At 42.5% G+C, this 22,483-nt stretch carries 23 protein-coding genes; 8 read left to right on the top strand and 15 right to left on the bottom strand.

Translation table 11 applies throughout. The annotated features are described in order from the left end of the window. Nucleotides 1-143: 143 nt before the first annotated feature. The 9 genes from DIU38_RS16935 to DIU38_RS16975 form a co-directional block, all read right to left on the bottom strand. A complete protein-coding gene (locus DIU38_RS16935; RefSeq protein ID WP_112658406.1) occupies nt 144-551 on the bottom strand; it encodes a cytochrome C in 408 nt (135 codons plus the stop codon). Next, on the bottom strand, nt 548-820 hold the full coding sequence (locus DIU38_RS16940; protein ID WP_112658408.1) for a hypothetical protein: 273 nt from the start codon (nt 818-820) through the stop codon (nt 548-550). Before DIU38_RS16940 ends, DIU38_RS16935 begins: the two co-directional genes overlap by 4 nt. A 17-nt stretch (nt 821-837) precedes the next feature. Continuing rightward, nucleotides 838-1,881 carry a cbb3-type cytochrome c oxidase subunit II gene (locus DIU38_RS16945; RefSeq protein WP_112658410.1) on the bottom strand — a complete coding sequence of 348 codons (1,044 nt, stop codon included), beginning with the start codon at nt 1,879-1,881 and terminating at the stop codon, nt 838-840. A gap of 5 nt (nt 1,882-1,886) precedes the next feature. Next, the gene (locus tag DIU38_RS16950) at nt 1,887-4,034 is read right to left on the bottom strand and encodes a cbb3-type cytochrome c oxidase subunit I (protein ID WP_243770730.1); all 2,148 of its coding nucleotides are present in this window, start codon (nt 4,032-4,034) and stop codon (nt 1,887-1,889) included. 117 nt (nt 4,035-4,151) lie between these two features. Further along, nucleotides 4,152-4,589 carry an RrF2 family transcriptional regulator gene (locus DIU38_RS16955; protein WP_091163129.1) on the bottom strand — a complete coding sequence of 146 codons (438 nt, stop codon included), beginning with the start codon at nt 4,587-4,589 and terminating at the stop codon, nt 4,152-4,154. 86 nt (nt 4,590-4,675) lie between these two features. Next, nucleotides 4,676-5,794, bottom strand: a complete 1,119-nt coding sequence (locus DIU38_RS16960) for a PAS domain-containing sensor histidine kinase (protein WP_112658412.1) — start codon at nt 5,792-5,794, stop codon at nt 4,676-4,678. A gap of 22 nt (nt 5,795-5,816) precedes the next feature. Further along, a complete protein-coding gene (locus DIU38_RS16965) occupies nt 5,817-6,161 on the bottom strand; it encodes a hypothetical protein (protein ID WP_112658414.1) in 345 nt (114 codons plus the stop codon). Continuing rightward, entirely contained in the window at nt 6,161-6,568 is a 408-nt protein-coding gene (locus tag DIU38_RS16970; RefSeq protein WP_112658416.1) for a hypothetical protein, read from the bottom strand. Before DIU38_RS16970 ends, DIU38_RS16965 begins: the two co-directional genes overlap by 1 nt. 178 nt (nt 6,569-6,746) lie before the next feature. Then, entirely contained in the window at nt 6,747-7,349 is a 603-nt protein-coding gene (locus DIU38_RS16975) for a sensor histidine kinase (RefSeq protein WP_208809190.1), read from the bottom strand. A 908-nt stretch (nt 7,350-8,257) separates the two neighbouring features. Here DIU38_RS16975 and DIU38_RS16980 point away from each other — a divergent pair. From DIU38_RS16980 to DIU38_RS16990, 3 genes are read left to right on the top strand one after another with little or no spacing between them, the layout of a single operon-like run. Beyond that, entirely contained in the window at nt 8,258-9,127 is an 870-nt protein-coding gene (locus DIU38_RS16980; protein ID WP_112658420.1) for an AraC family transcriptional regulator, read from the top strand. 52 nt (nt 9,128-9,179) lie between these two features. After that, on the top strand, nt 9,180-9,419 hold the full coding sequence (locus DIU38_RS16985; RefSeq protein ID WP_112658422.1) for a hexameric tyrosine-coordinated heme protein: 240 nt from the start codon (nt 9,180-9,182) through the stop codon (nt 9,417-9,419). Nucleotides 9,420-9,477: 58 nt separating this feature from the next. Continuing rightward, a complete protein-coding gene (locus DIU38_RS16990) occupies nt 9,478-11,025 on the top strand; it encodes an FAD-dependent monooxygenase (RefSeq protein ID WP_112658431.1) in 1,548 nt (515 codons plus the stop codon). A gap of 23 nt (nt 11,026-11,048) precedes the next feature. On the opposite strand, the gene DIU38_RS16995 is transcribed toward DIU38_RS16990, so the two are convergent. Then, nucleotides 11,049-11,489, bottom strand: a complete 441-nt coding sequence (locus DIU38_RS16995) for a DoxX family protein (protein WP_112658433.1) — start codon at nt 11,487-11,489, stop codon at nt 11,049-11,051. Nucleotides 11,490-11,656: 167 nt separating this feature from the next. On the opposite strand from DIU38_RS16995, the gene DIU38_RS17000 reads away from it, so the two are divergent. Further along, on the top strand, nt 11,657-12,247 hold the full coding sequence (locus DIU38_RS17000) for an HD domain-containing protein (protein WP_112658435.1): 591 nt from the start codon (nt 11,657-11,659) through the stop codon (nt 12,245-12,247). Here the strand turns inward: DIU38_RS17000 and DIU38_RS17005 are convergent. Then, nucleotides 12,244-12,825: a Crp/Fnr family transcriptional regulator gene (locus DIU38_RS17005; protein ID WP_112658437.1), complete on the bottom strand. Its 582-nt coding sequence runs from the start codon at nt 12,823-12,825 to the stop codon at nt 12,244-12,246. The two genes, DIU38_RS17000 and DIU38_RS17005, sit on opposite strands and share 4 nt — an antisense overlap. A gap of 67 nt (nt 12,826-12,892) precedes the next feature. Next, complete coding sequence (locus tag DIU38_RS17010; RefSeq protein WP_091163117.1) at nt 12,893-13,750, bottom strand: SDR family oxidoreductase; 858 nt, start codon at nt 13,748-13,750, stop codon at nt 12,893-12,895. A gap of 608 nt (nt 13,751-14,358) precedes the next feature. On the opposite strand from DIU38_RS17010, the gene DIU38_RS34085 reads away from it, so the two are divergent. Genes DIU38_RS34085 through DIU38_RS34095 form a run of 3 tightly spaced genes read left to right on the top strand, consistent with a single transcriptional unit; the run spans nt 14,359 to nt 15,496 of the window. Beyond that, entirely contained in the window at nt 14,359-14,868 is a 510-nt protein-coding gene (locus DIU38_RS34085) for an IS110 family transposase (protein ID WP_244311214.1), read from the top strand. Between the two features lie 26 nt (nt 14,869-14,894). Beyond that, nucleotides 14,895-15,170 (top strand): IS110 family transposase, encoded by a 276-nt coding sequence (locus DIU38_RS34090; RefSeq protein ID WP_244311215.1) that lies wholly within the window; start codon nt 14,895-14,897, stop codon nt 15,168-15,170. Next, nucleotides 15,113-15,496 carry a hypothetical protein gene (locus tag DIU38_RS34095; protein ID WP_244311216.1) on the top strand — a complete coding sequence of 128 codons (384 nt, stop codon included), beginning with the start codon at nt 15,113-15,115 and terminating at the stop codon, nt 15,494-15,496. The genes DIU38_RS34090 and DIU38_RS34095 overlap by 58 nt, the downstream gene beginning before the upstream one ends. Before the next feature lie 135 nt (nt 15,497-15,631). On the opposite strand, the gene DIU38_RS17020 is transcribed toward DIU38_RS34095, so the two are convergent. From DIU38_RS17020 to DIU38_RS17030, 3 genes are all read right to left on the bottom strand, one after another. Next, on the bottom strand, nt 15,632-16,681 hold the full coding sequence (locus tag DIU38_RS17020; RefSeq protein WP_112652270.1) for a glycoside hydrolase family 43 protein: 1,050 nt from the start codon (nt 16,679-16,681) through the stop codon (nt 15,632-15,634). A gap of 108 nt (nt 16,682-16,789) precedes the next feature. Continuing rightward, nucleotides 16,790-17,824, bottom strand: a complete 1,035-nt coding sequence (locus DIU38_RS17025; protein ID WP_112652269.1) for a LacI family DNA-binding transcriptional regulator — start codon at nt 17,822-17,824, stop codon at nt 16,790-16,792. A 187-nt stretch (nt 17,825-18,011) separates the two neighbouring features. Continuing rightward, the gene (locus DIU38_RS17030) at nt 18,012-19,109 is read right to left on the bottom strand and encodes a DUF922 domain-containing protein (RefSeq protein WP_146750328.1); all 1,098 of its coding nucleotides are present in this window, start codon (nt 19,107-19,109) and stop codon (nt 18,012-18,014) included. Nucleotides 19,110-19,380: 271 nt separating this feature from the next. Here DIU38_RS17030 and DIU38_RS17035 point away from each other — a divergent pair, with 271 nt between their 5' ends. After that, nucleotides 19,381-22,482 (top strand): tetratricopeptide repeat protein, encoded by a 3,102-nt coding sequence (locus DIU38_RS17035; protein ID WP_112652274.1) that lies wholly within the window; start codon nt 19,381-19,383, stop codon nt 22,480-22,482. The last annotated feature ends 1 nt before the right edge of the window (nt 22,483 follow it).

Consider the following 22,483-nt stretch of genomic DNA (forward strand, 5'->3'; position numbering starts at 1 on the left):
CTCATACTGCACAGGCCTTATTCACAGGCCGGTATCCGCTACTATCCCTAACGCCGGGTATAGAGATTTGAGATCAGAGATTAGTTCACTTTAAGATTTATTCAACTCACCCAACCTCTAATCACCAACCACTAATCCCTCCACTACAGCTTCACCGCCAGCGATGTGATAATAAAATACCCCGTCCAGGCCACAAACAGAATAATTCCTACTACGAGCCACCATGGGATGCTTTGCGGGGTTTCGCTGCCCTGCAGCATAAAGGTTTTCTGATCGCCTTTGCCATAAGCGTTGATCATCAGCGGCAATACGCCTTCTACAATTTCATCTTTCTTTAAACCTTCAATGGCTATCGCCGGGCCGTTACGCACCACAAAGGGAATCAGCTTTATCCCTTCCTTACCCTGGTGATCTTTGCTTACTACTTTTAACACATGATTACCATCGGTTAATTTTCGGGTATCAAGGTCAAAGGTTACAGGCGCAGGAAATTCTCCTATCGGCTTCGGGTCCTCATCAATAAACAGGGTTACTAAACTTTGCTCTCTCATGGTTTAAGGTCGTTTAAAATCATCCGTTTAATGTGTTCTTCGTTCTTTTCGCCGGGCTTTATAAAGCATTTGATGGTCGCTACCAGCACGTACAGCGTAATTACTACCATTACAAAAACTATAACATAGTCCCAATTACTATCTGGGCCTGCACCATGGGTTGTACCGCCGAAACCGCCGGGCTGTTGCTTTTTACAGGCTTCGCAGGCTATGGCATCCAGCTTAAGGATGAGCATGAGCATGAGTATGAGTATGATATACTTTTTCATTTTGTGTGAGTCTGTTTTTACTTTTTAGCAATTACGGTTTCGGGTTTGCCAAATGTGGCTATGATCTTTTTCACGTCATCAACCGTTACTTTTTTGGAGTTATTGCCCCAGTTGCTGCGTTCATGATTTACAATGGCCGCCACTTCCTCGGGCTTAAGGTTGTTATTGGTACCCACGGCAGGCATTATTCCGTAGCCCTCGCTTACACGACCGTTATAGCCTTTCATGATAATGGTTACCTGCACCTCTGGGTTATCATCAAGCACTACCTTGCTGCCTTTAAGCGCCGGAAAAGCACCGACCAGCCCTTCGCCATTTCCCTGGTGGCACGACTGGCAATTGGTAGCGTAAAGAGCAGCACCATCAAACTCGGGTTTGGCGGTTACACCTTTGCCGGGAGTTGTAGCGGCAGCTTTTTCAGCATCACTTTTTCCATACAGGAATATCGGTACAGGTTTACCATCGGGCAGGGTAATTTCTTTTAACGATCGCAGGTAGGCCACAAGTGCCACAGCTTTATGAGTGGCCACAATTTTGCCGGTTATACCCTTTTTAAAATCATCGGGCACGTTAACAATTACATCATTTGGCCATGCGTAATCCTTTATATCAAACAGCCACTCATATGATGGCATAACTGACTCTGCCACTACCGACCTCGGGTTAAACAAATGCAGGTAATGCCAATCGTTACTTGGCTGGCGGGTGCCTACGTTGGTTAAATCGGGGCCGGTACGTTCGGAGCCCATGAGGGTTGCCGTATTGCGCCAAACATCAGTACGGGTAATGTTGGCGTAATCGGCAGCAATGTTGGGGCGTGCACCCCACACTTTGTCCATATCCACATTACGTACCTGCTGGGTATGACAGGCCACGCATCCCTCAGCAATAAATACTGCCTTACCCTCCGTTTCAAGCCGGTTTAGCGGCTTACTGCCAGGTAATGGCGCATTATTATTTTGACTGGTGAATGCCGGCCCTATCGCTACAAAAAATGTAAGCAACACAAAGAAGCATAACGCGGCAGTAAAAAGCTTTTTATGATTGTTATAGATTTCCATGGCTATCAGATTTCAGCGTTAGCGGGTATAGTATTTAGCTTCTCAAAAACTTCCTTCCTGATATCGGGATCGCTTTTATCCCCCGAAAACATCACATAAATGTTCCAGGCAAAAACCAGGTGCGATGCCCACATCAGTGAACCACCAATGGCACGCCATAGCCAGTAAGGTGCCATAAGCACTACACTATCAATAAATGGTTTCCCATCGCGCCAGGCTATACCTTTCAGTGTGCCGCCTATCATGAGCGGAATGGTGTAAAACAATAAACCAATCAAAGCCAGCCAGAAATGTGCACCAACTAAGCCCTGTTTAGGCTCGTTACCTGTAAGTCTTGGTACTATCGTATAAATACAGGCCCAAAGCATAAAGGCAATAATACCGTACATGGTAAGGTGCGAGTGTGCTGTGGTAAAATCGGTAAAGTGCCAGATAAGGTTGGTTTCCCTGAATGCTTCTGCTGTCCCCTGTGTGGAACCGGTGAAGTAAAACAGGATCCCAACGATATAAAATGGCAGTGTGTAACTCCTGCCAATCTTGTTAAAATTGCCCCTGAAGGTCATGATAAAATTGGTGGTACCAGAAAATACCGGGATCAACATCCCCATACTGCCTACAATAGCTACGGTTTGCAGCCACCATGGTATTGAGCTAAAAATAAAGTGATGTGTACCTATCAGCGTATAAAATAAAATCTGCGACCAAAAGGCCAATATTCCTAAACTGTAAGAGTAAATAGGCGTATTTAACTGCTGTGGTAAAAAGTAGTAAACCAATCCGAGGTTAAAAAACATAAACCACATGCCTACGGCCTGGTGCATATAATACCCCTGCACAATGGTTTCGCCGAGGCCGTCCTGGTAAAAGGGCAGATAGCCTACCGTTACAATCACCGTTAAAAACATCATAGCCGAAACGATATACCAGTTGGAGATATAGATCTCTTTAGTTTTGCGCTGTGCTATAGTTTGGATGTAATTAGCGAGGCTTACTACAATACCACCGGCAAAAAGCGCCATAACCGGCCATATATATTCGCGGTATTCGCCACCGCCGTTGTTAATACCGGCCATGAGCATACCGCTGCCTATGATAATAGCAGCATTCATGAGTATGAGCGAATAATATCCTCGTTTGATGCTATAAACTACCGTATTACTAACCGTGCTAACCACGTAATATCCAAGGCCCAGCATGGCCATTGACGACCAGCCCCAGAAAACCATATTGGTATGTACAGGCCTTAACCGGCCAAAACTTAACCAGCTGATATGATCTGCATCGGGCGATACAAATTTGATACCGATATACTCACCTACGGAAGTACCCAGCACCAACCACAACGTAGCGGTTCCAAGGTACCACATAATCAACTTTACCAGTTTAGGATCGGTTTGGTGCTTGGGTGCTGCTTTGCGCTTGGATGCAAAAAAACGCGGGCCATGAACTTCATCAACATTCAGCAGGATACCTTTAGAGTCTTCCGGCCCAATTGTACCGGCAAGTTCATTGTTGGTTAAACGATAGTTAAGCGCGTGCTTGCGTTTAATAAGTTCTTCATATACAGTATCGTCATTATCAACAACATCAGCCAATTCACTGGTTTCCTTTTTTACACGGCTGTAGCGGGTTTTGGCAGCCAGGTTGCGGATCTTTAAAGCCACTAAAAAAACTGTCACCACCAGCGGAATAAAGATCAACGTAAGCATAATGATCATACCGGGACTGGTTAATACATTTTTGCTTTCGGCCGGTGTTTGTGCCTGGGTGGATAATGCTGAAAGTACAAGCAATAATGCCATAACAGCTGTAAAGCCATTATTATCCCCCTTTGCTTTGTTAATAGCTTTTTTACGATGGTTTCTGCGGCTTATTAACAGATCAAGCTGGCGAGCATCCAGGCTGTTTATTTGCCTGAAAATCCATTTATCGCCGTGTTTTTCTTGTGCGGCTTCATCATATTTGAGGCTACGGGCCAAACGGATAAGCCAAAGCAACAGTAACAACAAAAAGAAAATGGTAACTGCAATCATGATGCAGGCACCGGTATTAAAAGCTGGATCGGGCTTCAATACATCGGCTGCATAGGTAGCTGTGCCGGGGATCGACAGCATGCCGATAAGGCTGAGGGTTAAGTAGATTTTGAATTTCATATAAAATATATTAATACCTTTTTATATTTTAATTATTTATTTAGATACGCCTATAATTTTATTCGTTAAAAACTTGATTGATTTTGCCTCCGCCTGTAACCTTTTTGGCGGGCCGGTTTATTTTTTCAGTACTACAATTCCCAGGTTCAGGTCTTCGTTGAACTGGCTTATGGTGATAGATTCAAGCATGTTTTGTAAACGGTTCCTTACATCTAAAAAATCATGGTGTAAGGGGCATGGATTTTTTGATGAACACTCTTTCAATCCTAAACCACAATCCCTGAATATGCCTCCGCCGTCAACTGCTTCTATTACATCTGATAGCGGGCGGGCCAGGCTTTGTGCATCAAGATAAAAACCGCCGTTGGGCCCTTTTACCGATTGAATAATACCTCTTCTACTTAAATCCTGAAGTATTTTAGCCAGGAAATGCTCGGGCGAATCAATGTTTACGGCTATTTCCTTTATGCCAACCCTACTGCCGTCGGCGGTGCGCTGGGCTATAAAAAATACCGCCCTTACCGCATACTCACATGTTTTTGAAAATATTCCCATTGCTTTATAAAGCAAAAGTAATTATTTAAATCAACAATAAAAGATATAAATATCTTTTATTGTTTCGTTTACTTAAATCTGACAGTTTATGCCATTAGTTTTATTGCTTCCTGGCTGGTGCTGTTAAATTTATTTTGCTGGTTAAGCGGCAAGCTAAAAGAAAATACAGCACCTCCATCCTTTCCGTTTTCGGCCTTCACTGTACCGCCATGTTTTTGGATAATGCTTTTCACAATATACAAACCCAGGCCTTTGCTGTTTTTTTGCCTTATCGATTTTTGATTGCACTGGTAAAACTTCTGGAACAGCGCCTGGCTGCTTTCCTCATTAATCCCTACCCCCTCATCATGCACCGATACTTCAACATCATTTTCGGTACAGTCTATATTAATGTTAATGTGTGAGCATGGCGGCGAAAATTTGGCGGCGTTAGTTAAATAATTGATCAGCACCTGGATAATCTTGTATTTATCTCCCCTAACCAAAATGCTATCGGCAGTGGGATATTTACAAAAGCGGTGGGCGGGATAAAGGATCCTCATTTCACCAAGTACAGTATCAACCAGGTCGTTAATATCAAACAGGCTATAATTGAGCTGTGCTGATCTGTCCTCGCCGGTTGATGGTGATAAATATTCATCAATCAGTTTGGTCATCCCGTTAATATGCTGATCAACCATGTTCAGCAACCTCACTGGTTGTTTATTGATGCTGAGTGCAAGATGGTTAATTAAAAACTGGGTATTGAGCTTTATAATAGTTAACGGCGCACGCAGTTCATGATTTACAATAGCCATGCTCAGGCAGTCCTCGTTAACTTTCTGGGTAACATCTTCAATGGTACCAATCATTTGCTCGGCAGTACCCCACCGGCGTGAGTATAAAACACCTGTAAGCCGGATCCATTTTTCGGTACCGGATGGGGTTACAATTTGCACCTGCTTTTCAAATTTGGTTCCATTAAAGGAGGCAACCTTAAACTCATGGATAAGTCCGCTCAACTGCCCGGGTTTAACAAGCCCAAAAAGTTCTTCGATATTTTCATCATATCCCTTTGATAGCTCAAGCATTTTGCGCATCCGCGGGCAAAAGGATACCTTATTTGACCGGAGCTGAATTTTCCAATTGCCTATGTATGCTGCTCCTATGGGGTGTTCAGGCATTAGCCCCGTCCGGCTTTCCATATTTCTGATTTCCCTGTTCATTTGGATATGTTTTTCTTAAATTTTATTTTATTACTGATAGATTTAACCTGATTACATTATTAAATTTTGACCATAAGCTTAATGACATCCCTTTAATGTACACCCCGTAATCGCTCATTAATATGCCCTTCATGTCATGGTTAATTAACCGAATGGCATACACCAAACTGCAATCATTATTCTTTCCCGATGATTTGCAGTGATAGGTTTCCAGGATATCAAAATCATCGGGCGAAATCAGCTCGTTGTATTGTAAGCACCTGATATATTCTTTCTCAATTACAAAATCGTGATTAAAGCCCCGATCCTGCAGATCAATAATGAGATTAATCAATTGTTCATCATAGTGATGCATATTGTCATTCATTAAATAGGTGATGCCATCAATTCATTTTCAATAGTATTTGCATTGACCTTATAAAGCCACAAACGACCTTGCAAAGCCATGTAAAAAAGCAGGATTAATGCCTGTATTGCAATAAGCGGCAAAGGCACGCTTATTGCCAGCCCGTTGACGCTGCCCGGCAGCACTAAAAACATATCGGCCGATATAAAACCGATGCTTATTTGCTTAAGCACAGGTTTGTCTGGCATAAGCATAATAACCAGCAAAGCAAATTTTAATGAACATATACTATAAAGCACGATTATGAAAAACCTGGCAGGCACCAGGGGTTCCATCAAACTTGTGCTAAGCTTAATAAATAAGCCTGCTGCTATAAACATCAACACACTTGTAAAGAAGGCAACTGCCAAACAAACAAACTTTTTCATAGCATGAGGGCTTTACACGTTTATCGCACAATTAATTAATGCTTAATTATTAACTGTTATTTAACAATGTAAAGTTCGGGCCGGAGATACCCGAAATCAATGTACTAATTATGGTTTCAGTAGTACAAATTACATATGGCCCAATACAAATGGGACGTTAATACTATATAGGATAGTATTAATTTTCGATATTCCCGAAATTCTTTTCGGCACGGAAAACCAGGGTTATTGCCACGCCTTCGCTATTTTCCATTTTAAAATTCCCGCCAAGCTGCTTGCTCAGGGCCTTCATCATTTCCATACCCAATGACGACGCTTCTTTAATATCAAAACCCTGTGGCAGGCCAATACCATTATCGGCAATGCTCAACATGATATTATTATCATCAAGTGTACCAAGCGAGATGTTTATATAACCACGCTTGTGTGGAAAAGCATACTTAATAGCGTTGGTAATAGCTTCATTGAGCATAAGGCCAACAGGTACGGCCTGGGCAACATCTATTTTAACACGTTCAATTTGCTGTTCAAACCTGATTCCCCGTTCATGAGCGTCGTAACAATCGGCAAGATAATTAACCAGTTCGCTGATGTAAACAGCAATATCAATAAAGGCTACGTTTGAACTGCTATATAATTTTTGATGGATGAGCGCTATAGCCTGTACGCGGTTCTGGCTTTCACGGATGGCGGCAAGCGCTGCGTTATTTTTTAAAAATGCCGATTGGGTATTAAGCAGGCTCATCACTATTTGCAGGTTATTTTTTACCCGGTGATGCACCTCTTTCAGTAACCAGTCCTTTTCATCAAGCAGACGATTTTATCCGCGGTTAAATGCTGCAGCATTTGATTTTGCTCGCTGATTTCCTTCTCCTTTAGCTGCAACCGTTTACCGTTTATTTGCTTTTGCCAATAACCAACACAAGCACCCCCAAAACGAAAAGCAACGCAACAATGCCGACAATTATAAGGTCCCATCTCATAAAAAACGAATTACTTTTTGCCCATAAAACACCCTGGGAGATATGATCGTAACGCTGCGCCGGCGAGTTTGTGGATATCAAAAGCAAAAAGCCTGTTAACGTCAGCTTGCAATAAAACCGGGATAAGCTTATATTGATATTCACTTGGTATTATTTTTATTACCGGCCTAAACCAAAAATCCTGTTCACAATGCATGCCTATACATAAATAGGCATGTCCTCAAATTCAACTTATAAAAATAATATGCTGCCCAAACCTTATCAATGTATTAAATATGGATTTTGATGTATAAATTATGTATTGTATTACCACCTTGCAATAAAAGCAAATATTAATCTATATGATTAATAATCAAATACTAAGCATCAGACTTACCAGTTTCGAGCTCTTTTATTCGTGAATGTAGGATGACTGAAGCAGAACCAAAATATCGGCATCCCTTCTCCCGAATAATAAATGTTTTTTCAATAGCTGTTATTTAGCTTGAGCATATCGGCGCGCCCCCTTTTGCCGGTGACAGTACACGGCTTAGGCGGTTAAGTATATATAAGGACGATATTTCGCTTTCCCATCAGTAATATAATGATATTTCGTTAAGAAGCGACGCTCAGAAAAACAACAAATAACTGAATATCAATAAAATAAACACAACGGCACGAAATTAGAGTTGCGGTACATGTATTACAAGCTTTAAACTAAGTACCCATGAAACAAGCTAACAATTTTGCTCCGCTACACTTTGACAAAGCATCCTGCTGCTTTCCTTTTAAGATCCATGCCATTGAGTGGATCAAAGAAAACGGCATTGACCTTCCTAACGATTATTTTATGCTGATTTGGATAACAGCCGGTAACGGTTACTACAGGCTCAATTTGCAAAAAGAGGCTGTTACCCCCAATCAATTACTATTGATCAAACCCGGCCGGCTGCATAATCTTAAATTTAGCAGCAGCTTGCAAGGGTATGTCATCTCGTTCACCGATTCGTTTTTAGATATAGAAGATTACGGCAGAGAGCCTGTATACAGCCCCATTTATCAAGTGTTTAACCAAACGCAGATCATCACCATAAGCAGTGAACTGGCCAAAGACATGATTGATATCAGCGAAATAATGCTTAAAGAATGCAGTAGGCATAACCTTTACCGATCTGAGATATTGAAGCGTTATTTCAAGATTTTCCTAATTTATCTTTCACGCCAGCTGGACTCGGAGCAAGCGCCAAAGCAATCGCGAAATACTGCCATCCTGCAAAACTTCATGACCTTGCTTGATAAAAACTTCAGGGAGAATAAAATGGTTGCCGATTATGCCAGCAGGTTAGCGGTAACCCCCAATTATCTCAACGAGGTGGTCAAAAAGCTAACAGGCCAGCCGGCCGGTCATCACATCAGGCAAAGGGTTGCCGCCGAGGCAAAACGGCAGGCCATACACCCTGATAGCTGCATGAAAAAAATTGCATACGATCTGGGCTTTTGTGACCTGGCACATTTCAGTAAGTTTTTTAAAAACACTACCGGGATCAGCTTTTCGGATTTTAAGAAAAGAGGCACAGTATTACAGCCTGTTTTTTAACAACGCATCAAAAACCTATTAATCAGCTTTATAACTAATTAAATTTATCACCATGTCAGAAACAGTACAACTAATCCCAGGCGACTCACTAATTACAGCAACACCACAGGAAGGCCGTGAACTTGCAATTAAAATGGCCCGGCTCATCATCAAGGTAACCCAGCCCGACGCCGAAATTCGTGGTAAGCTAAGAGGTGTTTATGCCGAAGACCCAGCGATGCTCATTGCCGTAGGACAAACAGTTGCAATCGAATTTGCCACCATAGCTGCAGCTAATAATTACTGGCGATAGTGCAATAATGCCTGCGCTTTGCCAATTAATTTCATATTTTTAAGCCCGGTAATACATCGTGCATACACAAGTAATTATTATCGGTGCCGGGCCAACCGGTTTAATGGCCGCCTGCCAGCTGGCCCGCTTTAACGTTGAGTTTATTATTATCGATACCAAGCCCGCACCTACTCATGAGTCGCGGGCTATGTTGGTTACAGCCCGCAGCATGGAAATTTATCAGCAAATGGGCTTGGCTGATACAGTTTTGCAACAGGGACAGGTGATTGGAAAATTCGCCATTTATATGAATGGCCGGGAAAAAGCAACACTCGAAACAACCAACGCAGGTAACGGACTCACCGATTTCCCCAACCTGCAGGCATTTGAACAGTTTAAAAACGAGGAACTGCTTTACGAGGAATTGAAAGCTACAGGCCGTGACGTTTTGTGGCGAACCAGTTTGGTTAGTTTTGAACAGCATGATGATCACGTCGTGGCCAGCCTTTACGATAAAAGTGATCCGTTCAGCAAAATAAGTATTAAAGCCTCCTACTTGCTGGCTTGCGACGGTTCATCGAGCCTGGTAAGGCAGCAACTGGAATTAAATTTTGAGGGAGGCACCTACCAAAATAAATTTTTTGTTGCCGATGTAAAGCTTAGCTGGCTGCAACCCGCAAACAAGCTCATCGCATCACTGTCGCGTGTTAATTTCTGCGCCTTTTTCCCAATGTATGGCAATGGTAATTACCGCATTTTAGGTACCCTGCCCGAAGGTTTTGAAGGCAAAGAAAATGTTAGTTTTGATGATCTTAAAGATGTGATCACGGCCAATATTAAGCTGCCGCTGAACGTAGAAAAATTAAACTGGTTTTCAGTTTATAAACTACATCACCGCTGTGTTAACAGGTTCAGGATAAACCGATGTTTTTTATTGGGCGATGCCGCACATATTCATAGTCCCGCAGGTGGACAGGGCATGAATACCGGATTGCAGGATGCACATAACCTGGCCTGGAAACTGGCCCTGGTGCTGCAAGGTGTTGCTGACGATAAACTTATTAATACATATCATGACGAACGGTACCCTTTTGCCCAATGGCTCATGAAATTTACCGATAAAATATTTGCTTTCATGACAAGCTGTAACTGGTTCTTATATCAGTTACGCACCTACGTTATGCCCAATATTTTACGCCTCGTACTGTCAACCCAATGGATCTCAAAACGGATTTTCAGGATCTTGTCCCAAATTTGGTATTCGTACAGAAAAAGCCGGCTTTCCCTGCAGTTTATTAAACAGAAGCTAAAATTTAGTGCCGGCGACAGGTGCCCCTACGTTATGACCGCTATTGACGGCAAACTACAAAGCATCTATCATTTGCTCATGGAACCCAAATTTCACCTGTTATGTATTGGCAGCATTGGGTACGACAGCCTAATTCCTGTTCACTTAATAAATTACATCAAAGTAGTTAATTTACCCCTTAATGAAAGCTGGCAAAAATTAGGGGTACAATCGGGTTTATACCTGCTAATACGGCCCGACAATTATATAGGCCTGCTTAGTGATGAAATAAGCCCAGGTTTGATAAGCGGTTATTTTGATACCTTCAAAGGTAACTGAATACTAAAAAGCCTTAACATGCATTAAGCTTCATCATATATAAAATCAATGCTCCAGCGATAAGTGGCCATACTTGCCAGTAATAAACTACCTGCGCTATCGGCCCAAACCGAATAGTTAAAAGGAGCCTTGATTCCTGAAAATATGGTCATGCAAAGGGCAAAAGTAAGCGTAAGGGCAAAACTTGCATAAGCTGCCGTACGAATCTTAAAACCTACAATAAACATGATGGCTATTGAAACCTCGGCCACTGTTGCTAAAAAACCCATAACGCCTGCCATCCACCGGCTCAAATATGGCATCAATGTATTGGTATAAACCACAAAATTATCCCAACTACCCCAGCTTACGGAATTTTGCCCTGCCGGCCCCATGAAGCCCAAGCGATCTGCCACCGGCAACGAAAAACCAATAGCTAAAGCAAAGCGCAAGTAAAGTTGTGCTATTTGAACTGTATTTTTCATCTATCAACATTTATGCATCTAAAATACAGGTTTAAAATCCCGCTTAAAAACGCAAAATCCATGTTTACACAAATAAGATAAAAGTGTCATCTTTTTGTTGAGAGTTTGGCCGGTTAATATTTATCCAGAATTCCTACAGAATGTGAGGGTAGTATCGCAACTATCTTATGCCTGCAATAAGTATAGTAAAAAGGGCTGCTGCCTATGTCACGTCGCTGATGGAAGAAAACCTACCATCAACCATGTACTTTCATAACCTTAAACATACATTGGGCGTTGTTAACGCAGCAACAGAAATTGCAGCACACTGCAAATTAAAAAAGCAGGAACTAACTATTTTAACAATAGCTGCCTGGTTTCATGATACAGGCTACCTCTATCATTATAACGGCCATGAAGACACCAGCATGATCATTGCCGGTACTTTTTTAATGCAGCACCACTATAATAATGATTTTATACAACAGGTATGGGATTGTATTGAAGCCACCAAAGTACCGCAATCGCCCCAAAACCTTATCCAGCAAATTATTTGCGATGCCGATATGCACCACCTGGCATCTGTAAACTACCTGGATTTTGCCCATGATTTAAAACAGGAATGGGAAGTACATTTGGATAGGCAGTATAGCGACAAAGAATGGCATGCTCTTAATTTAAGCCTGTTACAACGGCACCAATATTTTACGGAATACGGTAAAACGGTATTGCAAGCCATGAAAAAGAAAAACATTGAACTGATGAAGTTTCAGAATTAATGTTTCTTTAAAGTTTCTTTTCGTACACGGCTTAAGGTTTCGGGTGTAATGCCTAAGTAAGATGCAATCATCGCCTGTGGCACCCTTAGCGACAGATCGGGATATTTCTGCACAAAATCAAGATATTTTTGCTCGGCAGTAAAGGCAATGGCCGAGTGAATGCGGTTTTGACTGGTGATGAAACTTTTGTTCAGAATGGCATTAACCATATCGTTAAAAGCCGGTATATCACGGCAAAGCCTGTCGAAGTTGGCTTTGGTAATCAGTATCAGTTCTGTATCCTCAATAGCATCAATATTATTTTTAGAAGGCTCGCCGGTAAGCAGGCTGGCACGGTCGCCGGTCCACCAGTTTTCTTTGGCAAAGCTTACTATGTTTTCGCGGCCATTTTCATCAACGCTGTAAAACCGAACCAAACCTTTGGTTATAAAAGCGTTATACTTCCAAACATCGCCTTCCTGCAATAAATACTGCTTTTTACGGAGTTTTTTAAAAATACAAACTGCTTCAATTTTAGCATAGTCGGCTTCGGTGAGTGTTGCTTTCTGGCCAATGTACTCTTTAAATTGCTCAAACATATAAAAGCAAATATCTCCTTTATCCGGGGATATTTGCTTTTGTTCGGGTCATATTTTTATAATTAGGTTATGCGGTGTATTTACTTAACCATTTTGTTTTGATAGCAGCGCGGGCATCAATAAATTCCTGGTCGGTACCCTGCGCTACCGCATCAAGCGGATAACGCAGCGGGCGGGTACCCTTTTCCATTTCAACCAGCCTCAATATACCATCGGCAATAGTTTGCGGGTCCATGTTAAACTCGGCCATTTTGCTGAAAAGCGCGGTGCCCATAGCGTTAAATTGCTGTGCTGAGGCCTCGCCGTATTCGGCTATAACTTCCGGTTTATCGGCATGGATACCTGTTTTGCTGCCATTATTCATTTCGGTTGGATATACGCCCGGCTGGATACTAACGCTCTCGATGTTGAACTGCGCAAGCTCATCCTTTAAACCTTCGGTAATGCTTTCTACCCCAAATTTTGATGCAAGATAAGGAATCATGAACGGCAGGGTATGACCACTTGCACCCGATGTAATGTTGATGATAAGGCCATTTTTAGCTTTACGCATCCCCGGCAAAACAGCAAAGATGGTGCGCAGGGTTCCATAAAAATTCACTTCAAACATCTGCCTGATCTGATCGAGCGAGTAAGCCTCCAGTACGCCAAAGCCTGAAACTGCGGCATTGTTCACCAACACATCAATATGGCCGTATTTGGTTAATGTATATTCAAAAGCAGCTTTAACTGAATTATCATCAGTAATATCTACCTCAACTACTTCAACATTTGGCAAGGCTGAAAGCTCTTTGGCTACAGTTTCATTTTTGCCATTTATTCCGCGCATACCTGCTATTACGGTATGGCCTGCATTTGCAAGGGTTATAGTGGTTAATTTACCAAATCCTGTGCTTGTTCCGGTTATAAAAATTGTTTTTGACATTTTGTATCGTTCTTTTGTTGATACAAATTTACCGCGACACTATAACCTGTACATTGACATTTGATAAGAAGGAAATTGACATTTGTCAAGAAAATTGTGTGCTTATAACAAGAACGTCATTGCGAGTACCCATCAGGGTGCCCTGAAAAAAAATGAAATGACATGCATTGCGATGAGAAGTAAGATATTTGTCTTGAACATCGGGCAAACTACACACCCCGTATAACCCTTGGGGCCTTTAAGAGCCCGCTTGCGAGTTTGGGACTGTCGCTTTTTGCAAAAAACATTATAGGGAACCACCAGTTCTGACCAACTGGTGGTTTACCGCGCTTTTAAGCTTAGACTTTTTAAAGCGGCAGAGTTTGCCCTGTTTTTTAAAAATATGGGCAAAGCTAAACAAAACAAAAAGAAGAAGGGGCAGGAACTCCTGCAGGTTCAAAAAAGATGGAACGATTTGGGATTCTTTACCCCAGATCAGCCGGGATCGATGTAGGGAGTATGCTCATGGTCGTATCTTACACTGATTCCAGGGATCAGATCCACCTGAAACAGTTTGACAGTTTTACCTCCAGTCTTAATAAACTGGCCGACTTGTTACAGGGGAAAAGGTGGAGATCGTAACGATGGAATCAACCGCCAACTATTGGATGCCCCTGCATAGTATCCTTGAGTCCCGGGGCATAAAGGTGGTGATGATCAACCCAAGCCATTATCGGAATGTATCGGCACGAAAAACGGATATTAATGATGCGCAGTGGTTGCATAAGCTGCTTACCCATGGCCTTTTACGCGAATCACATATTGCGCCGGCCTTTTACCAGGACCTGCGGCAATATATCCATGAAAGGCAGATCTGCCAGGACCAGAAAAGCGATACACTCAACCGTATCCAAAACACCCTGACCAAAATGAATATCAAGTTCCAGCACCTGATCAGCGATATTGAAGGTGTATGCGGCATGAAGCTTTTGCGGATGATCTGCTCAGGGGCCTCAGATCCCGAAAAACTGCTTTGTAGCATCGATCATAAACGGCTAAAAGCAAGTCAGCAGGAATTGCTCCATTCTCTTGAAGGAGACTACCGGACAGCCGGATCAATACACTCAGGGGCAGCCTAAAGGCATACGACTTTTTTAAAGAGCAGATGCTTTATTATGAGCAGCACATCGAACAAACGCTTAAACTATTGGCACCGGAGATAAAAAGCTCAAAGAAGCAGAGCATGGTCCGCAAGAATCAATATCATATCAACTTAAAAGATTACCTAATAGCCATATTAGGCGTAGACCTGACAGCCGTGGAAGGCCTGGATGAGATCGGCCTGCTAACGATACTGGCAGTAACAGGGCCCGATATGAGCAAATGGCCTACCGCAGGCCATTTTACAAGCTGGTTAAACCTGTCGCCCGTCCTAAAATAACAGGAGGCAAGCTGGTAGGCTATGAAAAACGGATCACACACAACCCGGCTACCCAGGCTTTCAGGCTTGCGGCAAACTGCCTATGGCAAAGCAAGGGCCCGTTAGGACAGCAATACCGAAAATTAGCTGCAACCAAAGGAAAGGCTAAAGCTATTAAAGCAGTGGCCAGGAAAATAGCCGTGATATTCTATAATATGATACTCAAACAACAGGCTTACGATAGCAGTAAAGTTCAGCAGGATATCGAATTACAAAAGGCAAGAAAGATCAGCCGTCTGCAAAAAGAAGCTCAAAAACTTGGTCTTACTCTCCAAAATGCAGCTTGATTATGAATGTCTTACAGGCACGTCATTATAAGGAACGAAGCAATCGCGAACTATACAGAACGACTCCGCCTATCGGGGATTGCTTCGTTCCTCGCAATGACGATTTTTTTAACTGTGTCTTAAAGCAGTCTCCCTTTACTTAGTTCCAGACGGCACAGTCAACGACTGCCCATCTTTCATTGGCATATCAAAATTTGGCGAACCATCTTTATTCCAGGTAAATTTTTGCGCACGCGGCGAACGTTTATTACCGCAGCCTTCGTTAGGGTTTGAGTTGGCATGGTACAGGATCCAGTCTTCCCTTCCATCTGGCGATTTAAAGAATGAGTTATGACCGGGGGCGTAAACGCTGCTTTCAGGAGATTGCTTAAATACCGGCTCCTCTGTTTTGATCCATGAGGCAGGGTTCAACAGATCACTATTTTTAGAAGCGGTAAGCATGCCCAATGCATAAAAGTCAGTCCAGCAGCCACTGGCCGAATAGATCAGGAATAACTTATCTTTATGTTTCAAAATTTCCGGTCCTTCATTTACGCTTACATGTGCCGGGTTACCGGCATCATGCAGATCGCCATTGGTTTCCCATTGATAAGCCGGACTCGATATTTTCACGCGTTCGCTGCCGATGGTTATAGCGTCTTTCATTTTAGCGATGTAAATATTCTGTTGACCGTTATGGTCTCCTTCCCAGCCCGACCAAATCATATACCAACCACCGTTATTTTCAAATACCGAAGCGTCAATAGCCCATTTATCGGTGCTATCTGATATTTTTCCTTTAAACTCCCAGGTACCTTCCATTGGATCGGCCGAGCTATTTTCCAGTACATATATGCGATGGTTATTGTTATCGCCATTATCCGCGGCAAAATATACATACCATTTGCCATTTATAAAATGGAGTTCGGGCGCCCATAGGTCTTTGGAATAAGCTGTACCAGGCGGCGGCGCCCAAACAGCTTTCTTAGGTGCAGTACTCAACTTGGTAATATCTTTTGTTTTCCAAATAACAATATTGCCCCCTGTTGAATTGGTATAATAGTAAAACCCATCTTTACAGATCACCCAGGGATCGGCGCCTGATGGCAACAACGGGTTGGTAAAAGTTTTATCGCCGGTATTTTGTGCAATTGCCGCGCTGTAAAATAAAAGCAGCAGCAAACAGGCAGTGACCATTTTTTTCATAGGGCTGAAAGGTTTTAGCGTGGTTTATAATGCGCTAAAAATCTGTAAAAGTTTTCACAAAAACAACAAATGTTAAGCATACATTTATTACCAATCAGGTGTTTAATATTAAGCTTTTACCGGTTGAGAGGAACTGCGGATAAAAACCCGGGTAGGCAATACGGTAGTTTCAAACTCTGTAACAGGCCGCTTGCTCTCGATAATGCTGATCAGCATTTCGGTTGCCTTTTTTCCCATTTCAAAACCGGGCTGATAAACAGCACTTAGCGGTGGGTTTAAAACTTCGGCCAGTTGGGTATTGGTGAAGCCGAGCAAAGCAATATCAGCAGGGATCCGGAAGCCTAATTTATGAAGAAGGGACAAGGTAGTAGTCGTGATCCTGTCGGAGGCTGTAAAGATGGCATCGGGTTTACTTTCAGAAAACAATTCACTTAGCGCGTTTTCGATCTCGGCAAGGTCTTTACCACCATGCGGGCAGTACTTGATCAGTTTTTCATCAGGTATTATACCATGTTGTTCAAGTGCATCCCTGTATCCCCTCAAGCGTTCGGCGGTAATGGACACGTTTACCGAACTGGTAATATGAGCTATTTTACGGTATCCTGCCTCAAGCAATTGTCTTGTGGCTTTATATGCCCCGGCAAAATTATCGGCCACTACTTTATGCGTATCAATTTCATCGCTTACCCTATCAAAGAAAACGATAGGCAAACCTTTTTCATGCAGGTTTTTCAGGTGATCAATATTTTGGGTTTCGGTTGAGAGGGAGATCAGCAAACCATCAATGGAGCGAAAAGTCAGGTGACGTACATTTTGCATTTCAAGCTCATACGACTCATGGGTTTGTGTAATAAACACATTATATCCCTTACTGTGTGCTACTGATTCGATGCCATTGATCACCTGCGAAAAAAACTGGTTCTCAATAGTTGAAACCACAATGCCGATAGATTTGCTGTTGCCCCGTTTAAGGCTTTGGGCGTTAAGATTGGGCTGATAGTTAAGCCTTTTAGCACACTCCAGTACAAGCGCCTTAGTTTTTTCGCCAATTTCATGACTGTCTTTAAGCGCCTTGGAAACCGCTGACGGTGAGATCCCTAACTCTTTAGCAATATCCTTTATGGTAACTCCGCCAAAATTCATTTCGCCCCCTTGCTTATTATCCTAAAATTAACAATCCAATTATATAAAGGAGAGTAAACATAAGAAAAATAAGTCCTGCACAGCATAAGGATGTGTTATGCCATGTAACATTATGCTGACATCCACGAATTTAAATTCATATATGTGCTATTTATCCCCCGGGCTCGGGCGTGTTGAGTCTCCTGTCTTAATCTCTTAAAAATCCATCTATCTTCATATTCCATTCCTGTTGGTAGTATTGGTTTGTACCGTGACTGGTTTCGTTATCATACTGATCTTGTAGCTGGTTCATTTCACGGTACGAGTCAAGGTATTGTACATTAATATAGCCATCGTAGTTATCAACCGGGAGTTTCATAGTCATAAGGGCCCTCTTGAAATGCCGGGCTATTACCGCTACGATATCAAAATGCCGCTGCTCATGATTTAGAGCATAGTCTGTACGCCCCTCCGGTTTTACCCAGGCGGCACTTTTAGGCAAAAACACGCGCATACTTATCTTCACTACCACTATCGACTTCACTACTTCTACCTGTTCTGTGTAACCAAAACTTGGCTGCACCTCGGCAACATACTTTTCGCCCCGGGCTTTATCCTGAAAGTCATTCCAGGTTAAAGGCCGCCTGGCCGAGTAGTAGATGGTATCGCCTTCCGGCAGTTCTGAATAATCGGTAAAGATTAATTTTACTCCCTTAGCCAGTTTGATGTTAGTGCCCGCTTCACGATTCATCCATCTGTTAAAATACACCAGGCCGGCTTCAAGGGCCCGGCTTATCAGCGCCCCGGTATCGTACTGTTGCCCTGCGCCGCGATAGTATGTTGTAGCTGCCGGGTAATCAATCAAATGCACATTGTCCTCAGCTTTTTTCAATTCAAACCACAATTGTATATCCAGCCGGCCTTCTATCCTGCCATCGGCCATTGCCGTTTCAGTAAGCTTTAACTTCTTAATGCGGATGACCACCGGGCGTAACATCTTATTAACAGGGATAGCATTATCAGCAAATTGTTTAACAGCTGTTGCTGTACCTCCCTGTAAATCAACTTCATGTTTTACTACAGGCAAATTACCTGTGGCCGATAATAACCAGGCGACGGCACTCCGATCGGGCCGTTCATCAGTAACATTTGCGATATAAAATTCGTTCGATTTTTCATTTAACTGCCTGTTTGTTAAAACAATTTCGGCATTTGTTTTTTGTGCTTTTGAATTTAACGGACAAAACACCAACATGTACAAAATAACCGGCAACCACAATCCCCCTCTGTTAAGAACGCTATTCATAATTGGTAAAAATAATGGATGGGACACGCCGTCCCCAGGGTATTATAATGCTCAAAATACAAATAAATTGCACTGTTTAACGTGTAATTATTACTTTTGATTATCCATAGCCGGTACCACGGCAGTACTCAACAATTTTAAAGTTTTCCACATGGATATTATCTTAAGTATTACCTTCGTTAAAAGAAGTGTTATCCACAATTGTTAATTTCTAATGTGAAAAGCCTCTTTTTGGTTTAGCTATTTTCGCACTATCGTTAGTATGCGCTTTATGATCAAAACAAGATACATCACCCTGCTCATTCCCGTATTTTTAGTTACAACAGCACGAGCCCAGCAAAATCCTTCCACTCAAATTTACCGCACTTATCATGCGGCTATTGATTTGATGGACAAAGGAAAGTTTGCTTCGGCGGCCGAACAATTTCGCCTGGTTGAGGCTTACAAAATTAAAACAAGCACCCAGCCACAGTTTGAAACCGAGCTATCGCTCACTAAAGAAAACTGCCAGTATTATGAAGCATTCTGCGCCCTTAACCTGGGTAATGATGATGCCGAAAGCATGTTTCTCCGGTTTATAAAAGAACACCCTGAAAATCCGCTTACCAAACAGGCTTTTTTCCAGATTGGTAAATCGTATTTTAAACAAGGTAAATATGAAGATGCTATCCGCTGGTTTAACAAGGTTGAGGCAGGAGAGCTGAACGGCCATGACAATACCGAGTATAAGTTCCGTAAGGGTTATGCCTATTTTGAGTTAAAAGACTACAAAAATGCCCAATTGCTTTTTGGCGAGGTTAAAAACAAACGCACCGAGTTTACCGAAGATGCTACTTATTATTTTGCCTACATCGCTTACCTGAACAAGGATTATCATCTTGCCCTGGTAAACTTTGAAAAGCTTAAAAACTCAAAGAAATACGAAAACAGCTATCCGTACTATATCTCGGCAGTTTACTTTTTAGATAAGCGTTATGACGATGTGCTCAACTACGCCGTTCCTATTGTAAACAGCACACATCAGCAAAACGAAACTGAAATGCTGCGTATCATCGCCGCATCGTACTTTGCCAAGGCTGATTATGACAACGCGGTGAAGTATTATGGCCGTTTTGAAGACCGGGATCAGGGCCGTACCCAAAACACGCAGGACAGCTACCAAATGGGTTATACCTATTATAAAGTAGGCAACTACGCCAAAGCTGCCAACGAACTGGAAAAACTGGTTGAACAACACGATGTTTACAGTCAAAGCGGTAACTATACCCTGGGCGATGTGTTCCTGAAAATGAACAACAAACAGAGCGCACGTAATGCGTTCCTCAACGCCTCCAAGCTTGATTATGATAAGCAATTGCAGGAAGATGCCCTTTATGAGTATGCCAAACTATCATACGAGCTCGATTTTAACCTGCAGGCTTTAGGTGCCACAAGGTTATACCTGGCTACATACCCACGTTCAAAACGTATTGACGAGGTTAAGGTATTATTGGGTGAAGAATTACTAAACTCACGCAGCTATAAAGAAGCTGTGGAGATCCTGGAGCCCATCCCTAATAAAAGCCAGAGTGCACGTTTAGCTTATCAAAAAGTTACTTACTACCGCGGCCTGGAGTTTTATAATGAGCGTGCTTTTGAAAATGCCATAGGTATTTTCCTTCGTTCATTAAAAGATCCGGTTGATAGCAAAACTGAAGCCTTAACTACCTACTGGATGGCCGAGGCCATGTTCGAGGTTCGTAAATACGGCGAATCGGTAGAGAATTTTGAGAAATTCCTGAGCATGCCTGAAGCTAAGGAAACTGATGTTTCTAACTACGCCAACTATGCTTTAGCTTATGCAGCTTTTGGCGATGAGCAGTATAAAAAAGCAGCCAACTACTTTGAGAAGTTTTTACAGGGTGATGTTAAAGACGTTAATACCCAAAATGATGCCATCACCCGCCTGGCCGATAGCTACTTTGTAATGAAAAGCTACGGCAATGCCATGAACTACTACAACCGCATTATAGCCATGCACAACCAGGGCGAAGATTACGCCTTATTTCAGCGTGGTATGATCCAGGGGTTACAAGGCTCGTTAGATACTAAGATCAGTACCCTTAATGATGTGCTGAACAAGTTCCCTAACTCAGATTATGCCGATGATGCATCGTTTGAAATTGCCTACACCTATTTCCTGAAAACAGACGGAGATAAAGCTAAAACCGATCTGAATGCCATGATCCAGAAATATCCGCGCAGCAGTTATGTACCGCGTGCGCTGGTTACCATTGGTTTGATAGATTATAACGCAGGCAATGATGACCTTGCTGTTGAATCATTTAAAAAAGTAGTACAGGATTACTCATCAACCGATGAGGCAAAACAATCTTTAAAACAGATTGAAAAAATCTATACCGATAAAGGCGATGCCCAAACATTCATCAATTATGCTGGTACCACCCCTATTGGTAACTATACCACATCCGACCAGGAAAGCATAATGATAACCGCAGCCAACAACCTTTACCTTAAAGGCGACTGGCAGGGTACTGTAAGCGCGGTAAACGCTTATTTCGATAAGTTCCCAGGCAAACAGATCTACGAAAAACAGGCACGCTTTATCCGCGCGCAAGGTTTAGCTGCATTAGGCCGCACAGACGAAGCCGTTGTTGACTACAATGTGATCCTTAATGACTGGACCAGCGCCTACAGCGAAAAAGCATTGATCAGCATGGCTAAATTATACATGCAGCAAAAGAAATATAACGAAGCCGTAGTGTTCCTGAAACGCCTGGAAACCAACTCCGAATATAAGGCCGACTATACTTTTGCCATCACCAACCTGATGTACTGCTACTCGGAAATGTTAATGACCGACGATGCTATCAAATACGCAGAGCTTGTTAAAACCAATGATAAAACATCGCAGGAAGATAAATTTAAAACCGGTCTTTACGAAGGTAAAGCTTACCTCGCAACCGGCGATACCGCCATTGCTGTTAAGCAGTTCACTTATACTGCAACCAACACTAAAACCGTTGCTGCTGCCGAAGCCCGTTACAACCTTGCCCTTATTGAGTATGAAAAAGGCCGTTATAAAACAGCGCAAAAAATGTGTTTTGACCTGGCCAAGGAAATGCCAAACTACGATTACTGGGTAGCCAAAACATACATTTTGTTATCTGACACCTATGTGGGCTTAAAAGATACCTTTCAGGCAAAAGCAACCTTGCAAAGTATCATTGATAACTACAAAGCCGATGACGACATATTACCTACTGCTAAAGAAAAGCTGGATAAATTAAGCGGCCGCAAAACCAAAGCCCCTGCCGCAGGCACAAAAGAAACTGCCCAGCCCGATACAACTAAAAACAGTAACAAAGAGTAAT

This window comes from Mucilaginibacter metallidurans (genome assembly GCF_003286435.2).
Taxonomy (GTDB): Bacteria; Bacteroidota; Bacteroidia; order Sphingobacteriales; family Sphingobacteriaceae; genus Mucilaginibacter; species Mucilaginibacter gossypii.